A 22,760-nucleotide genomic window follows, 5' to 3' on the forward strand; every position below is an offset into this window, starting at 1 on the left:
GGCATCAGGTGCTGTCCGGCACCCACCGGCTACCGATCGGCACCACCCCACCCGGGTTCACCCAGTAGAAGCCGAACTGATGGGGGCGGGTCCGAAACAGCTCGGCCTCGCCGCGCTCAAGCGCGTTGAAGTAGCCGGCCATACGGACGCCGCATATGGCAAAGTCCAGGTCATGACCGGCCTTCGCACCCATGTCGGCCGTAAGGACTCGCGGATCGAGCGGCCACGCGTAGGACAGTCCGGGCTCCGCGAGAGCCGGCCATGACGTATGAGCCCCGTCAGCGAGTTCCGAGACCGACCAGACTTCGATGTGCTCGGAATGTCCTTGGATGATGAAGCCTCGCAGGACCGGGAAGGGGTTCTCGCTGTGTACGAACTCGGCGAGGTTCCCCATCACCGGAAGGCGCAGGAACAGGCGGGACTCAGCGGGCCAGTGTGCGAAGGGCGGCAAGGTCGGACGCGGCACGTCGCCGGAGTCGGCGGACTCGTCGGGCCTGACGTGCTCGTCTGCCGCTTCGGTCTGCCCATTGCCGAGAATCATCTCAGGCGTGAATCGACTGCCTCGCGCGCCGCCGGGCGCAGTGAAAGGCAGATCGACGGTCGCCTCCGTCATACCGAGACACGACAGGCACACCGTCGTGTAGTCCTCCACCGCGCGACCCCAGAGCAGTGGGATGTGCCGCGTCATCCCGGGCGACTCGTACAGCGGGATGTCGAGAGGGTCGACAAAGTACCGCTTCGTCGTGGCAGAGACCGAGACCTCTCCCGGTGACCGGTCAGGCGCCGCCTGCTGCACCACGTCGAACGGGAATCGAGGTGTCCGCAGCAGCAGCTTGTAGAACTCGTCCTCGTCAGGACCGGGGAACAGTTCGGCAGTGCTGAGCAGGGTGGATCCGCTGGCCAGCTCCGCCGGGGCCGGGAACGCCACCTCGATGCGTGCCACGAGGAAGGGCGCGTAGCTCCCGTTGTCAGGAAGCAGGCCCGATCCTCTCTGCCTGTGCACTCTCAGCGCCACTTCCGGAACGTTGGACCTGAGGTCCAGCAAGTGCGGCGAGTCGCGGTCGACGGCGAAGACGAACACGAGTCCGGGTTCGACCTTGCCGTCGCCGTCGACCGCGACAGGCTCGTGGCGCACCGTGTCGAACATCAGCAGTTCGGAGAGGTCGACATGAACGTGTTCGTGCCCAGGGGCCGCTTCGTCGGCCTCAGCCAGTGGACGGGGCGCCAGCCCCGTCGATGGCGCGTACCTGTGGCGCGCGAACCAGAGTCCGATCATCTCGTCATCGGTGATGTCGATGAACCAACTCCGGAATCCGTAGTGCTGCAGCACGCCCATGACTCCGGCCTCGCTCAGGGATCCGTGACCGTAGCCGGCGAGGGCTGCGATCGCCGTCACTTCCCATGCGTGCCTCAGGTGGTCCCGGCGAATCCGGTCGTCGTCGTCCGCCGGCTCCCGCTCCTCCGAGGACTGGGGGTCATAGCCGTGAACCTGGCCGCGGAAGAAGACCTGCTTGCCGTCGTCCCGGTTCCTCAACGACTGACAGATGCGCCGGTACTCCTCGAGCGAGTGGGCGGCGAACTCCACCACGTCACCCGGGGCTCGGCCTCCGAGGTCTACGCCCGTACCTGTGGCAGTCATCGCTCTCCTTCATCGATGGAGAGATGCTGACATCGTCGGAGAGCCGCCGACCACTCCGCCCGACCGGACGGGGAACGGGCTGACCGTCCGGGTGTGGCTCTGTGGCGGCTACGACCCAGGGGTTGATCGGAGCCGCCACAGAGCATCCGCGATCACGCGGCGCGGACCGTCGAAGCATCGGCGCCGTCCGAGGAGGAGGGGGCGGCCATCGATGTTCCGTTCGGGCCGATGGGGGCTCTAGTAGTAAATATATATACCGTCGAGTACGCAAGGGTATGAAAATTTTCATGCTGAACGATCATGTGGCGGACCAGGAGCCGACCCATCCGCCTCGGTCGACTTCGGTCGGTATCAGTCGGTCTCGGTCGACTGTCAGTCGCCCAGGAAGAAATCGTGCTGCTCCGCCGCGTGCTCGTACTTCTCGAGCCGCGCCTGCGTACGCTCCGGGTCGGCGTCCGCCATGGCCTGGAGGATGCCCGCCGAGAGCACGCCCGGCGCCGCGTACGAGTCGAAGACGAGCCGCGAGCCCGTGCCCGCGGTGAACACCTCGTCGACCTCGTCGACCAGCGACCCGAGCGCGAGGTCCGTGATCAGCGCGACGCGCAGCCCGACACCGCGGGCGGCACGCACGACGGAGAGGGTCTCCTTGGCGTGCCGCGGCATCGCGAAGGCCAGTACCCACGTACCGCCCGCCTCGCGTGCCTGGAGCAGCACGTCGTAGGCGACGCTGCCACCCCGCGTCACCACCCGGACATCGGGGTGGATGCGCCGCGCGGCGTACGCGAAGTACTCGGCGAGGGAGACCGAGATGCGCAGGCCCACGACCGTCAGGGGGACGGACCCGGCCAGCTCGCGGCCGATGCCGACGATCCGGTCGGGATCGGCGAGGGCGCGCCGCAGGGACATCAGGTTCTCGATCTCGGCGTCGATCGCCGACTGCAGCTCGTTACGATGCCGCTCCTCCCCCTCGGCCGCCGCACCGGCGACCGCGCTGAGCGCGATGGGCTGGAGCGCCTCCCGGAGCGCGGGGTAACCGCTGAAACCCAGCGAGGAGGCGAACCTGGTCACCGACGGCTGGCTGACCCCCACGCGCTCCGCGAGCTCCGTGATGGACAGGAACGCGGCCTCGGTGAGGTGATCGGTCAGGAACTGCGCGATTCGCCGCTGCCCGGGAGACAGCCGATGCCCGCCGAACAACGCCCGCACCCGCTCCGCGGGAGAGCCCACCCCGGCCCCGGCCTCGACCTCGGACGAGCGCCTGCCCGGCGTGATCGCGGCTGACTGTGCACGCGCCTGCTGCCCGGATGTCAACGGAGCATCTCCTTCCCCTCTCGCTACCACCCAAGATAGTTCACCCACACCGGGCCCCCACGAGCCCGAAACACCAGCCCTCGGCACCAGGCCGTGGGCGGACGCCACCATGCACGCGCAAACCTGCCTGACTGCGCATCACCCCGAGGGCCGAGCCCCACGCATACGGGAGCAGGAGCAGAGGACGCGTGCTGCAGCTCCAGGTTGCGGACGTCGCCCGGGTTGATGACGATGTCGCCTCGCGGGCCTTGCGACACGAGCCATTGCCCGCCCGCGCTCGTTGCTCACCGTCCCGTAGCGGGCATCGCCTGCGCAGGCACCTCGGAGACCACCAGGGGCGCACCGCAGGGGCCCGTCTCGGTGGCACAGCAGCCCGACGGCACAGTCGGCGGCGACGGACCGGGCTCGTCGGCTTCCCACCACGCGTAGTACGGAGCCTCGGGAGCTGCGGACGGTCGCGCGAGGGGTCCCGTCAGCCGTCGGCGAGGGCCGCCACGACGAGGTCGGTGAGCAGGGCGCCGGCCGTGCCCTCGGGGTCGAGGTCGGGGTCGTAGATGGTGACGTTGAGGCCGATGCAGCGCGGTGAGCGGACGAGCGGGCGGAGCAGTGCGGTGAGCTCGTGCGGTAGCAGTCCGTCCGGGTCTGGGCTGTCGACCGCCGGCATCACCGTGGGGTCCAGGACATCGGCGTCCAGGTGGACCCAGAAGCCGTCCAGGGCCGAGGTCTCCAGGCTGATGGCAGTCGCGGATCCCAGCTCGCCCGGGCCCCATGCGCGTAGTTCGGAGACGGTCACGACGGGGATCCTCAACTCCCGCAGCTGGGTGATCTCGGGGTCGTCCGCGTACGCGTCCCGGGTGCCGAGAACACGGACGTCCTCGTCCCTCAGGTAGGGGCTCAGACCCTCCAGGTCGGTCAGATCGCTCTGGCCGCGGCCGGTCGCCAGGGCCAGCTCCTCGCCGCCGGCCGCACCGATGCGGTCCGAGTTGCCCAGGTTGCGGAAGTCCGGGGAGGCGTCGACGGAGGCGAGGCCGTAGCGGCCGAGGCGGCGCAGAGCGAGCGCGGCACCCAGCTGGATGGAGCAGTCGCCGCCGAGGACGAGCGTGAAGTCCCCGGCCGACACGTGGCGTTCGATCCGGTCCGCGAGGCGGATCGTGTACGCGGCGAGGGCGGCCGCGTTGAACACACCGTCGCCCTCTTGCCAGTCACCCCGGTCGTACCTGGGCGGCACGACCACCCCGCCCTCCAGCGCCCCGAGTCGTCTCATGATGCCGTTCTCGCGCAGCGCTCCGGCGAGTTTGTAGCAACCGGGCACGGTGCCGGGGGCGGGCGGGCGCAGGCCGAGGTTGGAGGGGGCGTCGATGATCACGGTACTCCGCATGCGCTCCATCCTCTCCGCGGCGGCGCACGGAGGCAACGGACCAGGGCGCCTGCAACGGGTCAGCACCCGCGCCCAGGACGGTAGTTCCTTCGTACCACCACCTCCCCCGTTCTACGCGGCACAGCCCGACGAGCGCCTCCTCGCCGACAGGACGGTGTTTCGACCCGGGGCGAATCGGCCCGCGATCCGGCCATTGGCGCTTCGAACGCCTCACCAACGTGCGGGATCTATGCTGCGGCCCGCGGCCACCGTCTCGTCGTTTGTCCACACGACTCACGATGACCAACGGTGGCCGCACCCGTCTCCACGCCGGCCCCGCCTGCAAGAGCACGGTCCACCACGAACGAGTGCATGCTCCTGACCTCATCAGGCTGGTGGGCTCGGATCTCAGGCCCACCACTCGTCCCAGCACAGAACTGACAGAAGGACGCCACATGCTCCCGACAGGCCAGATCCGGGCGCTCCTGAGGGAGCACGACGACCCCGACCACCTGGAACGCCCTGCGGACTTCGACAAGGAGACTGCGCTGGACTGTTACACCCGCTTGGTGAGCGCTCTTGAGGAACGCTTCGGACCGTCCTGCTCAAGTGGCCTGGGCCAGGACGCCAGTTTCTGCGGTGTCATCGATGTCCCAGCGGACGCGACGGGCTTCGGCCTCCCCTTGGGCGTCGCGATGAGCAACTTCGGCACCTACTTCGTCACCGCATCCATGAGAGTCGGTGAGGGTGTCCCCGCAGGGGAGGCACGCCCGCCCGAAGAGTTCGTGACGTGGCTCGACGGCGTCTGTACGGCGATGGGCTGCACTTTCGTCCCGGACGAGCTGCTTCGTGAGCCGTACGACGGCCCTTCGGTCCTGCTGTCGGCAGGGGACCTCGAGCTGGCGGCGGCACTCGTGGCCGCAGGCCTGGCCGAGTCCGATGACACCGACGAAGAGTTGGGCGAGTCGGACTGGCACGACCGGTACTTCGAGTACATGTGAGATGGCCGAGGTTCCGTCGGCCGGCGAACGTCGAGGTCCGCGGGACTTCCTTGTCGAGTTCGATCAGGAACTTCTCGAACTCCACCGCGCGGTGGCGGCGGTGGAGTGAGCCGATGACCTTGCCGGTCGCGGCTTCGACTGCAGGCCGTAGAACGCTTCGAGGGCGAGCAGAGGAATCGGGAGATCGCTGCCGTGCTGCGGGTCAGCGAGCGATCCGTGGAGCGGTGGCGTCGCCAGTGGCGCGAGCGTGGGAAGGCCGGCGCCCTGTCGAAGGGATCCCCGGTCCGACCGAGGCTCAGTGATACGCAGATCGCCCGGTTCGAAAGGGAGTTGGAGCGCGGCCCGCTGATCCACGACACCTCGGTCGAAGTCTGAAAGAAGGAGACATGGCCGCGGGTAAAGCATCGCGGCGGAGCGGGGAGCCTGGATCCTCTTTGAGGACGAGGCCGGGCAGTCGATGACACCGCCGCATGCCAGGACCTGGGGCCGCCGGGGCTGCATGCCGGCGGTGCGGGTGCGCAGCCGTGGTTCCGGACGAGTGTCGACGGTGGGCATGGCCTGCTACAAGCGTGGTGAGCGGTCCCGGCTGTTCTATGCGGTCCGGGAGTACACCGGGCGCAAGGACCAGCCGAAGGGCTTCGGCCGGCGCGATTTCCGTGATCCGATCGTTGGGGCCCGCATCCAGATGGGCGGGCCGATCGTGCTGGTCTGGGACAGCGTCCGACTGCATCTGACGAAGCCGCTGCGCGAGTTCATCGACGCGAACGCCGAGTGGCTCACGGTCGTTCAGCTGCCCAGCCACGCGCCCGACCTCAACCCAACCGAGGGCGTGTGCTCCCTGGTCAAGCGCGACATCGGCAACCTTGCCGCCGCCGGCCTTCGTGAAGTCACCCGCGCGGTCAAGCATCGGCTCAAGAAGCTCCGGTGCCGGCCAGACGTGATTGACGGCTGTCTCGCCGGCACCGGCTTGGCCCCTGGGTACGTGACTCCCCAGGCCTGGGCCTGACCGTTTCGCTCGTCCGACGATAGGAGACGATGTAGCCCACGCCAGCGCACGAAAGCGAGTAACTCCATGACGGAACCCGCTCCGATGGATCTGATCCACCTCGCCGATCAGGATGGGAACCGCTGTATCGTGCGCGTCACAGGATGGTCCCAGCCGGGTGTGCTGACCGACCACGACATTCTGCACGCGGACGTGCTCGTCTCCGCGAGTTTCGTCGACGCCCGGCTCGACCTGTACCTCTTCCGGCGTGACCTGGACTCCTGGGAGCAGGAGCTGTCCAACCTGGTACCAGGCCAGACGGTCAGCATCGGCGGAGACCGCGGCCTGAGCCTCGGCATCCACGTGCACGAAGACGGCTGGCTGTCGATCCACGTCAGCGACCCGGACCGCCTTACGGCAGCCCTGGGAACCCGACCCCAGGAAGACTGGATCGCCGAGCACCGCAGGCGCCTGGAACAGGTCCGACTGACCTGGCCCCACCAAGAGGGCATCTGATCAACGTTCACGCCGGTGTGGGTGGCATGTCCGTTTCAATTCGCCAGGTTGGTGCTGATTCTCCGGTGAGTTCACGGCTCATTTTGTTAGCCATCGCCCAGTGGATCATCGTTCGGGATCTCTGCGGCAGGGCTTCGTAGTCGCGTGCCAGGCGGCGGTGCTGCATCAGTCAGCCGAAGGTCCGCTCGATCACCCACCGATTGGGCAGTGGCTGGAAGCCCTTCTTCTTTCGGTCGCTGCACCACCTCCACATCGATCCCGAGGCCGGCGCCGTGCTGGATGACGCTGGTCTGGTAGCCGCCGTCGGCCCAGACCTTGGTGACGCTCGGGTGGGCTGCAGCCAGCTCGGTCAGGGCTTGCTTGCCGCCGGCGGAGTCGTGGACCGAGGCGGCCGCGACCAGGGCGGTCAGGACGAGGTCGAGGGTGTCGGTGACCAGGTGGCGCTTGCGCCCTTTGATCTTCTTGCCGGCGTCGATCCCCTGGCTGTCTTCGGCGACATCGCTGGAGGTCTTCACGCGCTGCGCGTCCACCACGGCCGCGGACGGTTCCACCCTTCGGGCGTTCGCCCGGCGGGTCTGGTCCCGCAGCAGATCGTGGACCTGCTCGGTGGTTCCGTCCGTCTCCCACTTGGCGTAGTAGCCGTAGACGGTCTTGAACGGCGGGAAGTCGTGCGGCAGGCACTCCCATGGGATCCCGGTGTGGTTGACGTAGAGGATCGCGTTCACGATCTCTCTCAGATCATGAACCCGTGCAGCGGTCCCGGGCCCCGACCGGGCGGCCCGCCAGGCGACAAACACCGGCTCGATCAACGCCCAGCGGGCATATGAGACATCACTGCGATACGCGCGTCGAGGAGTCGCACCCCGGCCAACGAGCGCTACAACCTACAGTCACAAGACCAGCCCAAAACACCAACTACCCAGATCAGATGCCCTCTTAACCCGGAGCCGCTTCTCACTCAGGAGATCGCCCAGGTTCTGGGCACGTCCGAAGCAGACGTCAGAGTCATCGCTGGACTCGACGGCGGCGGTACGCAGTAACTGAGCTTCTTCAACCCCCATCGGTCGGGTGACACGCCTGAAGCGTCTGAGCAGGTCAGACTCTGCCTGTAGGTGGCGTGCCCGTTTCGCCAGATGATGCAGCGGCGGGTCATCCCGCTTGGGGGCAGTCGCCGACTCCGGGTGCCCCTCGTCGTACCAAGCAGGGGGGAAGTCGTCGGCACGATGAGCCCGGTTCCGCCTATGTCCTGCCGTTCGTCGTCAGCGGACAGGGCTGTTCGCTCAGCGGCACCCGATGCGACCATGATCCTTTCTCGCGCGTCGAGTGGGGGGATCAGAGCGTGGGCTTTGCGTTGTCGCCGGAGGCTGCTGCCGCGACGTCGGAGACTGTCAAGGGAGCGGCTCCGTCCGGGCTCGCGCGCTGGGGGCTGCCGGTTCCGCGCAGGCTTTACGCCACGACCGCTGCGCACCAGGAGTGCGTTACCGGGTCCGGTGTGGCGTGTTTGGCTGCCGGCCTCATTCATGCAGAGCTCAGGGACATGTCCGTGGCGGACGGCAGTCCGGATACGGGTGTTCTTCGAGGAGGGGACTCCGGCTCTCGCCTTCGAGCAGGCCGTCTCGAAGGCGTACGCAGAACTGGGTGACGGCCCCGGGGGCCGTCACCGTTCTACGGGGCCGCGACCGCGGGGCCCGAGGTCGGCCGATCCTTCTGGCGGGCGACTGCTTGACGGAATCGAGCATACGAATGGATGGATGGACGCTCCGGCGGACAAGCACGAACAGGCCATGCGTCGCCACTTCCACGAGACGGCGGCGCAGCGTGGATTCTCCCTCGCGCCGGCCCGGGAGGCCGCCGTCGAGCGACTGGCCCGCCTGGCGGGCGAACTCGCCCGGCCGGGCTGGACGTTTCCCAAGCCGCCCCGCGACCTGTACGTCTGGGGACCGACCGGTGGGGCGGGGGAAGAGCCGGCTGGTGGACACCTTCTACGAAGGGCTGCCGGATCGGCGGAAACGCCGCCTGCATTTCCATGACTCCTTCCGTCGGCTCCACGACGGGGTGACCGAGCCGGGCCCGCCATGACGGGCGGAGCGCCGTCGACAGCGCTCTCGACGAGCTGCTCGGGGACAGCCGCGTCCTGGTCTTCGACGAGTTCCATGCGCACGACGCGGGTGACGCGATGCTGATCGCGCGCCTCTTCCGTACTCTGCTGGACCGGCGGATCACCCTGGCCACCACCTCCAACCACCCGCCCGCCGGACTGATGCCCGACCCGCTCCACCATCACCTGTTCGAGCCGACCATCAAGCTCATCGAGCAGCGGAGGGACGTCCTGGACGTCACAGGGCCGGTGGACTTCCGCCGGCTCGCAGCGCCGTCGGCCGCGGACGGCGGGCGACGGTTCGCGACCGGGCTGCGCCTGAGCCCGGGGGACAGCGCCGCTCCGGAGGCGCTCGGTCTCACCGCGCCGACGGCCGCGGAAGCCACCACTGTCCCGGCCCGCCTGCGCGAACTGCCGCCCGCGCGGTGCCCGGTGACCTCGCCTGGTTCGGCTTCGAGGCGCTGTGCGAGACGGCGACCGGAGTGCCTGACCACCTCGCCCTCGCCGAACGGTTCACCACTCTGGTCCTGGACAACGTCCCCCCGCTGCCGGATGCCGCCGCGGACGGACGACAGCGGTTCGCGAACCTCGTCGACGTCGCATGCGATCGCGACACCCGACTCGTCCTGATCGGATCCGACCCGCTCGTCGGCGTCCCCGAGGGCCAGGCCCTCACCCGCGACCTGGACCGCACGGCCAGCCGCCTCGCCATGCTCCGACGAGCAGGCTGAGAAGCCGGAACCCACGTCGAGCTCGATCCGACCGCAGGGGCTCGCAGATCCACTCCAGGCCGCCCGTATGCCGTAGCAGGTCGCGGATGCCCCGTCCCTGAGGCGAACCGGGCGAATAGACCCATCTGCGTTTCGCCGTTTGGCACTTGGACACCAGCGTGTAGATCATCTGTCGGTGATCATGCATTGACACACGTCAGCAAACGATCAGATGATCAACCGGCAGCGGCTCCGGCGTTCGCTCTTGCGAACAAGACGGTCGTCCACTGTGCGGCTCGCCTCCCTGCGACTGGGACTGCCCGGACGAACGGTGCGGGGTGAGGAGCGTCGTAGAGAACCGGCACCACGTCCACGCCGCCTGCGTGGCAACCCGAGGGCAAAACCAGATCGGAGCAGCCGCCATGCACGGCACAGGACGTGCGCATCGCGCGCGCCCGGCAGACGGGCCCCCCGCCCGGCGGCCGGCGGGCTTGGGCCTCCGGTTCCGCCTCCTTGCCGGTGCGTACGCCGTCTCGGCGTGCGGCAACTACCTGAGCCTGATTGCGATGGGACTGTTCTCCTACTCCGTGACGGGTACGGCCTTCGGGGTGGGCGCCGTCATGGCGCTGCGGCTCTTGTGCGGGTTCATGGCCGGCTTCGTCGCGAGCAGGGTGCTGAGCCGGGTCGCGCATCGGACCGTGATGATCGGTGCGGATGTCGCCCGGGGCGTCGCGATGGTCGTGCTGGCTCTCGGTGGTGGGCGTACCCCGGTGTGGGTGCTGGTCTCGACTGTCGCCGTCCTCGGCGCGGGCAACACGTTCTCCACGGTCGCGCTGCGCAGCTGGATCCCCGCCCTGGTCGGCGGGGAGGCCCGTACGCGTGCCAACGGTTCCTTGGTCATGGGGCGTTCCCTGGCCACGGTGGTGGGCTTCGCCTCGGCGGCCCCTGTCATCGCCTTCGGCGGCTTCCCTCTCGCCTTCGCCTGCAATGCGGTCGGCTTCGCCCTGTCCGCGGTCACGCTCCTGGCACTCCGGCGGGTGCCTGAAGGCGAGGACGTGGGCGCGGACGCGCAGGAGCACGTTGCGGATTCCGTGGCCGCGACACCTCCGCAGAGCCCGAAGCGTCAACCGCGCTTCCGGTGGCGCCGAGCGGGTGTCCCGCTGTCCGGCCTGCTCGTCATGATGATCGCGCTCAGAGGGATCGACGCCTTCGCGTCCTCCTCGCACAACGTCGCTCTGCCGGTGGTCGCGCACGACGCGCATCCCGGGGAGTCCGCGCTGTTCATGACGCGCTTCTGGGCCACTTGGGCCGTGGGGACGTTCCTCGCCCACCTGGTGCTGCGCCGTAGGAAGACCGAGGCGGCTTGGGGGGAGCGCGCGTTCGCCCTGGGCACCTGTGCGATGGCGGTGTCGTTCGCGGCGGTGTTCTGGGGGCTGCCAGCGGCCGTCGTGGTGGTGGCGGCCGCGTCGGCGGGGTTCGCGGACGGCTGGACCGAGATCGTCTACGCCTCACGCCTGCAAGCCGCCGCCGAGCCGTTGCGGAGCCGGCTCTTCGGCCTGTCCGCCTCGGTCGAGCAGTCCGGATTCGCCCTGGGCACCGTCGCTGCCGCCGCGGCGCTGGAGACGCTGCCTGCCGCCGTCGTCGTGAGCGCCTTCCACGGGGTCGCGGTGTGCGGTGCTTCGGCCCTGCTCACGTCGCTGTACGTCTCGAACCGTCGGCGTCGCACTTCCCGTACCGACGAACGCCGCAAGCACGCTCCCGAAGCCAATCGAGGAACACATGAAACGCCTGCCGGGACAAGCACTCTGTCGAGGACCTGAGCTCGACTGGACGAAGGACGATCCGCGTGATGCCGTGCAGGCGCTGCTCCGCGCCGCACGGAACGCCCCGGGGACCGTGGTCACGCTCGATCCCGACGGTCGGGCATCCGGCCAGTCCTATGCCGAACTCCTGCACAGGGCAAGGCGGTTGCTCAACGCGCTGCGGGCGCACGGGGTACGTCGCGGCGACACCGTCCTGCTGAGCGGGCTACCGCTGGCCGAGTTCTTCCCCGCGTTCTGGGCGTGCCAACTCGGCGGCATGCTCCCCACAGCCCTCGCGGAGCCGCCCCTGGGCGGCACGCCGGCCCTGGAACGTCTCCTCCAAACCCACCGGCTGCTGCGCGGGCCCTTGGTGCTCACCGACGAGGCCGGCGCCGGCGCACTCGCGCAGGCCGCGCCCTCGCTCCGCACGATGCTCGTGCGGGAGGGGTTGTCCGCGGTGCCCGCCGAGGGTCATGTCGAGCCGGACGGGGCCGACACCGCCCTGCTCATGCTCTCCTCCGGCAGCACGGGAGTACCCAAGGCCGCGCGGCTGACGCACGCCGGACTCGCGGACTTCGCGGCGAGCAGCCGTCGTGTCCTGGACGTGAGTCCGGACGACACCATGGTGAACTGGCTGCCGGTCGATCACAGTGGCGCGTTCCTGCTGTACCACCTGCTCGCGGTCTTCGCGGGCTGCACCAATGTGCACGCGCCGACCGAGTACGTGCTGGCGGATCCGCTGCGCTGGCTCGATCTCATGGACGAGCACGGCGCGCGGCACGGCTGGGCTCCGACGTTCGCCTACCAGCTCGTCGTGGACGCGCTCGCCCGCAGGCCGGAGGAACCGGCGGCGCGGCGGTGGGACCTGAGCGGTCTGAAGACGGTGGTGTGCGGAGGCGAGCAGATCGTCCTGCCCGTGATGGAGCGCTTCCTCGACGCGACGGCGCCGTACGGGATGCGCAGGGGGCACATCGTTCCGGCGTGGGGCATGGCGGAGACGGTCACGGGGGTCACGTACGGGCGGCTCGACCGGCCGGGCACGGTGCACCGTCTGCTGAAGAGCAGCCTGGGCGGTGACCCGGTGGCGGCGGGTCCGCAGACGCCGGAGGAGGACTGTGTCACCTTCGTCGCGGCGGGGGCGCCCGCGCACGGCGTGACGCTGCGTGTCGTCGACGACCACGGCATCGTCGTGCCGGACGGCAGGATCGGCCGGCTCCAGGTGCACTCGGCCGCGCGTCTGACACCCGGTTACGTCGACAACCCGGAGGCGGACGCGGCGGCCTATCCGGCGGGCCGGGAGTGGCTCGAGACGGGTGACCTGGCGTTCCTTGCCGAGGGACAGGTCGTGATCACCGGGCGGCGCAAGGACCTCATCATCATCAACGGGCACAACGTCCACTGCCACGAGGTGGAGGAGGTCGCCGCTGCCGTCGACGGCGTGCGCCAGGGCGAGGTGGCCGCCTGCGGCGTGCCGGACCGCGTACGGGGCACCGACGAACTGGCCGTCCTCTTCGTCAGTCGCGGCGCCCGGGCGGACGTGCGGATCGCGGCCGAGGTGCGTGCCGCGCTGTTCACCCGGCTCCGGCTGACCGCGGCCCACGTCCTGCCCGTGCCGGTCGGGGAGTTCCCCCGGACTCCCGCCGGGAAGATCCGCCGCGCGGAGCTGCGCGACCGGCTCGTCGCGGGTGCCTTCGACGTAGGTGCCTTCGACGCGGCGGCCGCTCCCGAGCTGCGGACGGGGGCCACGGCTTCCCCGCCCCCCGCCGCTTTCGCCGACACGGTGGCACGTGTGGTGCGGGAGGAAGTGGGTGCCCTGGTCGAAGGCTCGGCGCTCGAAGGTTCGACGGTGGACGTGGAGGTCCCGTTCTACGAGCTGGGCCTGACCTCGGTGCGGCTCGCACAGCTGCGCGCCCGGCTGGCCGAGCGGCTCGGTGTCGGCATCGCCCAGACGGCGCTGTTCGAGCACCCGACGGCCGCCGCGCTCGCCGCGCACCTCGCGGAGTCCGGCCCTCCGGTGGAGGGGGCCGCGGCAGCCGACGTACTGCCGGACCGCGATCCCGCCGACGGTTCCCCGGACGACGCCGAGCGGCGGATCGCCGTCGTCGGGATGTCGCTGCGGTTCCCCGGCGCCGACTCGCCGAAGACGTTCTGGGCGAATCTCCGCGACGGCGTGGACAGCATCCGGGTCTTCGGCGACACGGAGCCCGCGGCGGTCGGGCAGGACCCGGCCGCCCATGGGCACGTACCCGTGGGCGGGGTCCTCGACGGTGTCGACGGGTTCGACGCGGAGTTCTTCGGCATCAGTCCCAAGGAAGCCGGGCTCACCCACCCGGCGCACCGCCTCTTCCTGGAGTGCTGCCACCAGGCGTTGGAGAGCGCCGGATACGAGTCCGCCGCCCCCGGCACGCGCGTCGGCGTGTTCGCGGGCTCCGGCATGAACCTCTACGACCACCAGCAGGAGTCGGCGGACGGGCCGGGGCACCCGGCTCGCGGGCCAAGCGGTGGGGAGGAGCCGGGGGTCGCCATCCAGCGGGCTGTCGGCCGGCAGCCGGACTTCCTCGCCACGCGTGTCGCGTACCGCCTCGGGCTGACGGGTCCCGCCATCGGCGTGCAGACCGCCTGTTCCACCTCGCTGGTCGCCGTGCACCTGGCGGTGCAGGCGCTGCTGAGCGGTGAGACGGACCTGGCGTTGGCCGGGGCCGCGGCCGTCCACCTGCCGCAGGAGTCGGGCTACGTCAGCGAGCCGGGGTCGATCCTGTCGCCCACCGGGCGCCTGCGGGCGTTCGACGCGGCGGCCGACGGCACGGTGGGCGGCAACGGCGTGGCCGCCGTCCTGCTCAAGCGGCTCGACCGAGCTCTCGCCGACGGCGACACCGTGCACGCCGTGATCCTGGGCTCGGCCGTCAACAACGACGGTGCGGACAAGGTCGGTTTCAGCGCACCCGGCGTCTCGGGCCAGGCGGAGGTGGTGCGTCAGGCCCTGCGCAGGGCGGACGTGCCCGCGGAGACGATCTCGTACGTCGAGGCGCACGGCACCGGTACCCGGCTCGGCGATCCCGTGGAGCTGCGGGCGCTCGGCCGCGCCCTCGGCGAGTCCACCCGGCGTACGGGATTCTGCGCGGTCGGCTCGGTGAAGCCGGCCATCGGGCACCTCGACAGCTGCGCCGGCATGGCCGGGCTGATCAAGACGGTGCTCATGCTGCGACACCGCACCCTGGTGCCCACGCTGCACCTGAGCCGTCCCAACCCCGCGCTGGAGCTGGCGGGCGGTCCGCTCACCCTCGCCACGGAGCTGCGGCCGTGGACGGTCCCGGACGGCGTGCCGCGCCGGGCCGGAGTCAGCGCGCTCGGTGTCGGCGGCACCAACGCGCACGTCGTGCTGGAGGAGTACGCGGAGGCCGCGAGGCCCGTGTCCGGGCTCGCCGCCGCATCCGGCTTTCCCGTACTGGTCCCCGTGTCCGCCCGCGACGCCGAGGCGCTGCCGGAGTACGCCGGACGAGTCCGCGACCACCTGCGGCGACACCCGGAGAAGCGGGCCGCGGACGTGGCGGCCACGCTGGCGCTGGGCCGGCCGCACCGGAGCGCGCGCACGACGGCCGTCGGTCGGGACGCCGAGGAGCTGGCGCGATCCCTCGGCGAACCGGCGGCCGCGCCGACCGCGCCGCTCGGGCCGGTCGCCTTCGCCTTCTCCGGGCAGGGCAGCGCGCGCCGCGGCATGGCCGCGGGCCTGTACCGGGCGTACCCGGCGGCCCGGAGCACGATCGACCGGTGTGCGCGGCTCTTCGCGGACGAACAGGGCGGCGGCGACCTGCTGTCGCTGCTGCTCGACCGGGGAGCCCCCGAAGAGAGTGGGGCCGTCGCGGGCGACGCGGTCTGGCCCACCAGGACGGCCCAGGCGGCGCTCTTCACCCATCAGGCCGCGCTCGCCGACGCGTGGCGTGCCGCCGGTGTCCGTCCCGCCCTGCTCCTCGGCCACAGCGTCGGCGAGTACGCGGCGCTGTACGCGGCGGGCGGCCTGTCCCTGGAGGACGGTCTGCGGCTCACCGCGGCGCGTGGGCACCTGATGCAGGCGGATGCCGTGCCCGGCGGCATGCTTGCCGTCCGAACCGACGGGGCGACCGCCGAGCGGGTGGCCCGGGCCACCGGTGCCGTGGTGGCCGCGGTCAACGGCCCCCGGGCGATCGTGCTCGCCGGTACGTCCGAGGTGCTGGCGCGGACCGCCGAGCGGCTCGATGCCGAGGGGTTGCGGTGGAAGGCGCTGCCCGTGGACCGGGCGTTCCACTCGCCCACGATGGAACCGGTGCTGGAGGAGTTCCGGCGCTGGGCCGACAAGGCGGTGTACAGGCCCCTGGAAATCCCGCTGGTGACGGCGGTCGACGGCGAGGTGCGCGCTCCCGGGTGGGTCGCCGACGCGGACCACCTCTGTCGCCACGCCCGGCAGCCGGTCCGATTCGACCTGGCCATGGCCGCGGCCACCGCGCGGGGCTGTGCCGACTTCGTCGAGATCGGGGCAGGTGCCACCCTCACCGGTGTCGGCCGCCACTGCGTCCCGGCGAGCCGCTGGGTGGCCGGTCAGGGCACGGGCGACGAGCCTGAGCGCCAGGTGCACGGCCTGCTCACCTCGCTCGGCGCCCTGTACCGCAGGGGTGCCGAGCTGGACTGGCGTGCGCTCACTCCCCCGGGGAGCCGCATCCCCCTGCCGGGCCATCCGCTGCGGCGGCGCCCCCTACCGTTCGGCGAGCCCGCCGACCGGACGCCGCGGCCTCCGGCGCCGCCCGGGCCCTCCCCCGTACCGGAGCCATCCCTACCTCCCGAGGCGTCCATGACATCGACCGAGCCCTCCCCCGCGCTCTCGACCTCCTCGGCGCCGGACGGACTTCTCACCTCCGTGTGTGAGCTGACCGCCCGCAAGCTGGGCCATGAGGCGGCCGAGGTGACACCCGACAGCTCGTTCTTCGAACTGGGCGCGGACTCCCTGTCCCTGATGGGGCTGACGGCGGAGTTGGATCAGCTGTACGGCGTACGCATCCCGGTGCGGGAGCTGTTCGACACCGCGGACACTCCGCGCGGGCTGGCCGAACGGCTGGTGGAGCTGGGAGCCGTCGGGGTGGCGGCGGAAGCCCCCGCGAAGGTCCCCGCGGACTCCCCGGTCGCCGAGCGGGTCACGGACCCGGCGGCGGCTCCGGCCTCCCACGCTCCCGGGGTTCCGGGCGAGCTGCACGACCTGTTCACACAGCAACTGGGGGTGGCTCGGCAGCTCCTGGACCAGGTCGGCGGACTGCTCAACGGGCAGCTTGCCCTGCTCGCGGGCGCGCCCGCACCCGTCCCCGTGGCCTCGCCCGTGCCTGCGGCGCCGCCGACACCGACACCGACGGCTCTCGTCCCGACCACGACTCCGGCGACTCCGGTCCCCGCCACGACACCGGCAACTCACCTCCCCACAAAGGTATGTGTCGCTCCGTCCCCGGCCTCGGCACCGATCCCGACGGCGACGCCGGCCCCCGCGCCGGGGCAATCCACCACCGCTCCCTCCCCCGCCTGCGACTTCAGCCTCTACTTCTTCGGGGACTATCCCGAGGAGGCCGCGCACGACAAGTACGCGCTGATCATGGAGTCGTCGGAGTTCGCCGACCGCAACGGGTTCCACTCCCTGTGGTTCCCCGAGCGGCACTTCGACTCCTTCGGCGCACTCTTCCCCAACCCGTCCGTGCTCGCCGCCGCACTCGCGGCGCGCACCAGCCGCATCCGGCTCAACGCGGGCTCCGTCGTACTGCCTCTGCACAACCCCATACGGGTGGCCGAGGAGTGGTCGGTCGTCGACAACATCTCCGGCGGCCGCGCGGGCCTCTGCGTGGCGAGCGGCTGGCACGCCACCGACTTCACGCTCGCCCCGCACCACTTCGGCCGGCACCGCGAGGTGATGTACGAGCAGCTGCGTACCGTACGGCAGTTGTGGTCGGGACAGCCGCTGGCGACCACCGGGGGTGACGGGAATCCGGTCGACATCCGGCTGCAGCCGAGCCCGGTCCAGGAGCAGCTCCCGCTGTACGTGGCCGTTCTGGGCAACCCGGACAGCTACCGCCGAGCCGCCGCCGAAGGCCTGGGCGTGGTCACCAACCTGATGGGGCAGACCGTCGAGGAGCTGGCCGAGAACATCGCGCTGTACCGACGCACGCGGGCCGAGCACGGACTCGACCCCGCGGCCGGACGGGTCGTGGTGCTCGTACACACCTACCTGGACGAGGACGCCGAACGCGCACGGGCCGAGGCGTACCAGCCCTTCATCTCGTACCTGCGCTCCTCGCTGGCCCTGTTCGACCAGGCGACCAACAGCCTCGGCGTCCAGGTGGACCTGGCGAACTCCACCGACGACGACGTGGACTTCCTGCTCGGGCTCGCCTACGAGCGCTACTGCGACTCCCGTGCCCTGATCGGCGACGAACACACCGCCGCCGCCACGGTGCGGCGCCTGGTGGATGCCGGCGCCGACGAGATCGCCTGCTTCGTCGACTTCGGCATGGCCAAGGAGAAGGTGCTGGCCGCCTTGCCCGTACTCGACCGGGTCCGGCGCCGTACCCGGGCCGAGGAGCTGGTGGAGCCGGCCGGCGAGACTGCCGCAACCACCGGACCCCTTGAGCCGTCCAGGCGCTCCGAGCTGCCCGAAGCCTTCGAGAGGCACGCTGAACGGCGGACCGACGCCACTCCGGCGCGGACTCCCCTCACCCCCGCGCAGCGCCGCATCTGGTTCGTGGAACAGCTGCACCCCGGCACCACCATGTACCACGAGCCCAAGGCCATCCGCCTCGACGGGCCGCTGGACGCGGGAGCGCTGCGGACCGCGCTGCACCGGGTCGCGGAGCGCCACCCGGCCCTGCGCACGGTGTTCGGCGACCACCGAGGGGTGCCCTATCAGGAGGTGCGGGCGGCAGTTCCGATGGACCTCCCCGTCGACGACCACTCGGACAAGACCGAGGAGGAGGCCCTGCGGGCCGCCCTGTCGGACGCGGGGCGGCGGCGGCTCGATCCGGCCGACGGCCCGCTGGTCACGGCGCGGCTGCTGCGGCTGTCCCCGGAGCGGCACCTGCTGTTCCTGATGGCCCATCACATCGTCTTCGACTCCTCTTCCACGGCCGTACTCGTCCGCGACCTGGCTGCGTTCTACCGCGCGGGAGCACAGGGCGATCCGGCCCTGCCCCCGCTGCCCGCCCTGCCCGCACCACCACAACCGGGCGGCGGCGCGCACGCCGCGTCGCTGGACTTCTGGCGTGGGGCGCTGGAAGGAGCCCAGGAGCTGTCCCTGCCCACCGACCGGCCCAGACCGGCGGTCAGGTCGGGCGCCGGGGCGAGCCTCACCCACTCCCTGGACGTCGAACTCACCGGCCGGCTGCGCTCGTTCGCAGCGGGCCACCGCGCCACTCTCTTCATGGTGCTGACCAGCGCGATCGGCGCGGTGCTCGGCCGGTTCAGCGGTCAGCGCGACGTGGTCGTGGGCACCGCGGTCTCCGCGCGGCAGCCCGGCACCGAGGACCACGTGGGCGTGTTCCTCGACACCGTGCCGCTGCGCCTCGACCTCACCGGCGACCCGGACTTCAGCACCCTCCTCGGCCGCGTGCGCGCAACCAGCACGGAGGCGTACGAGCACCGCGGCGTCCCCTTCGACGAGCTGGTGGCCGCCCTCGCTCCCCGGCGGAGCCCCGGCCGCAACCCGCTCTTCGACGTCATGGTCGAGTTCGAGCACGCCTCCGAGGTGGATTTCGACCCGCCGCGGCTGTCGGCCGAGCTGCTCGACGTGCCGAGCGACCGTGCCCCGTTCGATCTGAGCGTCTACATGACGCACCACCGTGACGGCGTCCGCTTCACGGTCGAGTACGACTCCGTCCTGTTCGACGCGGACACCGTGCACCGCCTCGTGGAGTACGTGGAGCACGTGCTGCGGCGCGTCCTCGACGAGCCCGGCGCGCCTCTCCACGACCTGACCGCGCTCACCGGCACCGACCGTACGGACCTCGACCGCCTCGGGTGCCTCGACGAGCCGCTGCCCACGGTGTCGGACACGCTCCACGGGCTCTTCGAACGGCAGGCGCTGCGTACTCCGGACGCCGTCGCGCTCATCAGCGACGGGGAGCAGGTGCGGTACGGGGAGCTGGACCGCCGTGCGGACCGGCTCGCCCGGCAGCTGCGCACGCGCGGCTCGGCGCACGGGGAACGCGTGGCGGTGCTCCTGCCGCGTGGTCCGCGACTGATCACCGCGCTCCTGGGCGTGCTGAAGAGCGGGGCGGCCTATCTGCCGCTCGACCCGGCGGTGCCGACCGCGCGTCTGGCCGGACTGCTCGACGACGGCGCCCCCGTCCTGCTGCTGAGCGACCGCACCGCGCTGGCAGCCCACGAAGGGCTCGCGGAGCACCTTCCCGTTCTCGTCGTGGACGCCGCCGAGACCGCGGACGGCAGTCCCGGCAGCCCTTCGGACGACCTTACGGAGGGGACGCCGCTCGGCCGTACGGCGGGTCCCGCTGATCCCGCGTACTGCATCCCCACCTCCGGTTCGACCGGCCGGCCCAAGGGCGTGCTGGTGCCCCACCGCGGTCCGGTGAACCTGGTGCTCCGGCACGTGGAGGACCATCCCGCGCTGCGCACCCTGCAGTGGACCTCGCCCGCCTTCGACGTGAGCGTCCAGGAGATCTTCACCACGCTGGCCTCAGGCGCCGCCCTCGTCCTCATCGACGACGCGGTACGGCACGACCCGGCCGCTGTCGCCGAGGCGGTGCGCCGCCACGGTGTGGAACGGCTGTTCATGCCCTGCACCCCGTTGAAGTACCTGATGGAGACCGGGCCGGAACTCCCCACGCTGCGCGAGCTGTACTCGGCGGGCGAGGCGCTCCAGCTGACCGCCGCACTCCGCCGCTTCCTCGCCTCGCACCCCGCGTGCGCGCTGTACAACCAGTACGGCCCCACGGAGGCCTCGGTGATCACGACCTCGCACCGGGTCGACCCCGAGGGCGAGACGTGGCCGCCGATCGGCGCACCGGTGCCGGGCGCTCGCGTCCTGCTGCTCGACACGGCCGGACACGAGGTCCCGAAGGGCGCCGTCGGTGAGATCCACGTGGGAGGCGTGCCCGTGGCACTCGGCTACCACGGCCGTCCCGACGAGACCGCCGCGGCCTTCCTCGACGGAGCGCAGGCCGGCGTGCCCGGCGCCCTGTACCGCACCGGCGATCTCGGCCGCTGGCGCACGGACGGCACGCTCCAGTACTGCGGACGAACCGACGACCAGGTCAAGATCCGGGGTCACCGGGTCGAGCCCGGCGAGATCCAGGCGGCGCTGACCGCACTGCCCGGGGTCCGGTCCGCGGCTGTCCTTCCGCGCCTCGACCGACACGGCGAGACGGAGATCGTCGCCTACGTGGTCCCCGCCGACCCGGCGGTCGGCCCCGACGCCCTGCGCACCGCCTTGGCCGCCACCGTCCCCGACCATCTGGTGCCGCGCCGGTGGGTGTTCCTGGAGCGGCTGCCGGTGAACGCGTCCGGAAAGCTGGATCGCGCCGCCCTGCCCGAGCCCTCGCCGGAGGCGAGTGAGCGGGAGGACGCCACCCGGCCCGCCACCGCGCTGGAGCAGTCCCTGCACGACCTGTGGTGCGAGGTGCTCGATGTGCCCCACGTGCCCGTGACCGTGTCGTTCTTCCAGCTCGGCGGCCACTCGCTGAGCGCCATCCGGTTGCTCAACCGCGTGCGGGAACTGGTGGACGTGCCCGTCTCCATGGCCGACTTCTTCCTGGAGCCGACCGTCCGCGGCGTCGCGGCCCGCTGTGCGGCCGCCGCGGCCGCAGGACCCGCCGACGGCTACGGCCACGAGGACGGCCCCGGCCGCGGCCGGGGCCGCGTGGTGGACAGCGCACCCATGCCCTCCACCCTGCGCCGGCTGTGGCGGCGCCACCACGCTCATTCCGACCCGAGCGTGTACAACGTCGCCCACCGCATCGATCTGAACGGCAGCCTGGACCCCGCGGCCCTCACGGGGGCTCTGCGAGACCTGGTGGGGCGCCACCACGCACTGCGCAGCCGCGCGGTGCGGCGCGACGACGGGCTGCACGTCGTCGAGATCATGGACGAGGTTCCCGTGGAACTGCCGATCACGGAACTGTCCGCGGCACCGGGTCCCGACGCCCCTGACGCGTACGTCGACGCGTGGTGCCAGGAGCAGGCGGCCGAGATCGTCGCGCTGGACAGCGCGCCTCTCTTCCGCTTCCGCCTGGCCCGTCTCGGCGAGGACCGCTGGGTGCTGGTCACCGTCCTGCACCACGCGATCTGCGACGGCTGGTCGATGGGGATCGTCTGGCACGAGCTGGCGGAGCTGTACAACGCGCGGCGGACGGGTGTCGAGACCGAGCTTCCTTCACCGAAGGCCCAGTTCACCGACTTCGCCCGCGCCGAACACGCCCTGGACGACGGTCGCCGCGCGCAACTCGAACGGTTCTGGCGAGCCGAACTCGACGGCGTACCCCTGCGCCCCGCACTGCCGTACGACAAGCCGCGGCCGCCGGTTCTGTCGGGCCGAGGCGCCCTCCACTCCCTGCCCCTCGACGACGCCACCCGTGTCGCCGTGGCAACGACGGCCGCACGGCTCGGCACCACCCCGTACACCGTGCTGGCAGCGGCCTTCTCCACCTGGTTGTCGGGGCTCAGCGGCTCCCTCGGCGACATCGTGCTCCCGGTGTCCAGCGCGAACCGCACGCAGCCCGAGCGGGCAGACGTGGTCGGCCTCATCGGCGACTCCGTCCCGCTGCGGGCCCGGATCGACGGCGAGGAACCCTTCGCCGGCCTGGTCCGGCGGATCGGCACCTCGCTGTTCACCGCCCTGGACCACCAGGACCTGCCCCTCACGGACGTCGTCCGCCTGGTCTCCGATCTGGCACCGGAAGAGCTGTTCCCCACCGTGCTGTTCACGGTGGTCACCACCCCGCCGCCCGTGCTCGACCTGTCGTCGGTGTCGACGACGGTCCGGGGGCTGCCCACCAGCGATGTGGCCCGCAACGAGCTCTACGTCGTCGTCGAGTCCGTGAACAGCACGCTCACCGTCACCTTCGAGTACTCCACGGACCTGTTCACGTCCTCGACCGTGGAGAGCTGGGGCGCGTCCTTCGCCGCGTTCCTGGACGCGGCGGTCCGCAACCCTGACTGGTCGTTGCGCAGTCTGAGCGACGCCGCGGCCTTGGCTCCGGCGCCGGAGTCGGAGTCTGAGGTGCCACTGGAACCAGAGCCGGAGGTGGGGCCGGAGCCGGAAGCGGCAGGCGCACAAGGCTGACCGGCGCGCGCACCGCGCCCCGGCGGCGGTCGCCGCCGGGGC

11 protein-coding genes and 2 pseudogenes are annotated in these 22,760 nt (G+C 71.1%); 9 read left to right on the top strand and 4 right to left on the bottom strand.

What is annotated here, in order from left to right; genetic code table 11:
* Window positions 1–4: 4 nt before the first annotated feature.
* From ACIQFX_RS30705 to ACIQFX_RS30715, 3 genes are all read right to left on the bottom strand, one after another.
* Complete coding sequence (locus ACIQFX_RS30705) at window positions 5–1,588, bottom strand: hypothetical protein (protein WP_402470045.1); 1,584 nt, start codon at window positions 1,586–1,588, stop codon at window positions 5–7.
* Between the two features lie 423 nt (window positions 1,589–2,011).
* On the bottom strand, window positions 2,012–2,950 hold the full coding sequence (locus tag ACIQFX_RS30710) for a MurR/RpiR family transcriptional regulator (protein ID WP_402470047.1): 939 nt from the start codon (window positions 2,948–2,950) through the stop codon (window positions 2,012–2,014).
* Between the two features lie 472 nt (window positions 2,951–3,422).
* The gene (locus ACIQFX_RS30715; protein WP_402470049.1) at window positions 3,423–4,328 is read right to left on the bottom strand and encodes an arginase family protein; all 906 of its coding nucleotides are present in this window, start codon (window positions 4,326–4,328) and stop codon (window positions 3,423–3,425) included.
* Between the two features lie 434 nt (window positions 4,329–4,762).
* Between ACIQFX_RS30715 and ACIQFX_RS30720 the strand changes: the two genes are divergently transcribed.
* The 4 genes from ACIQFX_RS30720 (at window position 4,763) to ACIQFX_RS30735 (ending at window position 6,809) form a co-directional block, all read left to right on the top strand.
* Window positions 4,763–5,308, top strand: coding sequence for a hypothetical protein (locus ACIQFX_RS30720; protein ID WP_402470050.1), 546 nt, complete (start codon window positions 4,763–4,765; stop codon window positions 5,306–5,308).
* A 183-nt stretch (window positions 5,309–5,491) separates the two neighbouring features.
* Window positions 5,492–5,683: a hypothetical protein gene (locus tag ACIQFX_RS30725; RefSeq protein ID WP_402470322.1), complete on the top strand. Its 192-nt coding sequence runs from the start codon at window positions 5,492–5,494 to the stop codon at window positions 5,681–5,683.
* An 82-nt stretch (window positions 5,684–5,765) separates the two neighbouring features.
* A complete protein-coding gene (locus ACIQFX_RS30730; protein ID WP_402470052.1) occupies window positions 5,766–6,314 on the top strand; it encodes a transposase in 549 nt (182 codons plus the stop codon).
* A gap of 84 nt (window positions 6,315–6,398) precedes the next feature.
* Window positions 6,399–6,809 (top strand): DUF5959 family protein, encoded by a 411-nt coding sequence (locus ACIQFX_RS30735; RefSeq protein WP_402470053.1) that lies wholly within the window; start codon window positions 6,399–6,401, stop codon window positions 6,807–6,809.
* Between the two features lie 7 nt (window positions 6,810–6,816).
* Here the strand turns inward: ACIQFX_RS30735 and ACIQFX_RS30740 are convergent.
* Window positions 6,817–7,618: pseudogene (locus tag ACIQFX_RS30740) on the bottom strand (IS5 family transposase).
* Window positions 7,619–8,552: 934 nt separating this feature from the next.
* Between ACIQFX_RS30740 and zapE (ACIQFX_RS30745) the strand changes: the two are divergent.
* From zapE (ACIQFX_RS30745) to ACIQFX_RS30765, 5 genes and pseudogenes are all read left to right on the top strand, one after another.
* On the top strand, window positions 8,553–8,888 hold the full coding sequence (gene zapE, locus ACIQFX_RS30745; RefSeq protein WP_402470055.1) for an AFG1/ZapE family ATPase: 336 nt from the start codon (window positions 8,553–8,555) through the stop codon (window positions 8,886–8,888).
* A gap of 34 nt (window positions 8,889–8,922) precedes the next feature.
* Window positions 8,923–9,129, top strand: a pseudogene (zapE, locus tag ACIQFX_RS30750) (AFG1/ZapE family ATPase); the annotation flags it as partial.
* Window positions 9,130–9,332: 203 nt separating this feature from the next.
* Entirely contained in the window at window positions 9,333–9,638 is a 306-nt protein-coding gene (zapE, locus tag ACIQFX_RS30755; protein WP_402470057.1) for an AFG1/ZapE family ATPase, read from the top strand.
* Window positions 9,639–10,039: 401 nt separating this feature from the next.
* Complete coding sequence (locus ACIQFX_RS30760) at window positions 10,040–11,437, top strand: MFS transporter (protein ID WP_402470059.1); 1,398 nt, start codon at window positions 10,040–10,042, stop codon at window positions 11,435–11,437.
* Window positions 11,397–22,718, top strand: a complete 11,322-nt coding sequence (locus ACIQFX_RS30765) for an amino acid adenylation domain-containing protein (RefSeq protein WP_402470061.1) — start codon at window positions 11,397–11,399, stop codon at window positions 22,716–22,718. Before ACIQFX_RS30760 ends, ACIQFX_RS30765 begins: the two co-directional genes overlap by 41 nt.
* The last annotated feature ends 42 nt before the right edge of the window (window positions 22,719–22,760 follow it).

It is taken from the genome of Streptomyces sp. NPDC093089 (assembly GCF_044754405.1).
GTDB lineage: Bacteria > Actinomycetota > Actinomycetes > Streptomycetales > Streptomycetaceae > Streptomyces.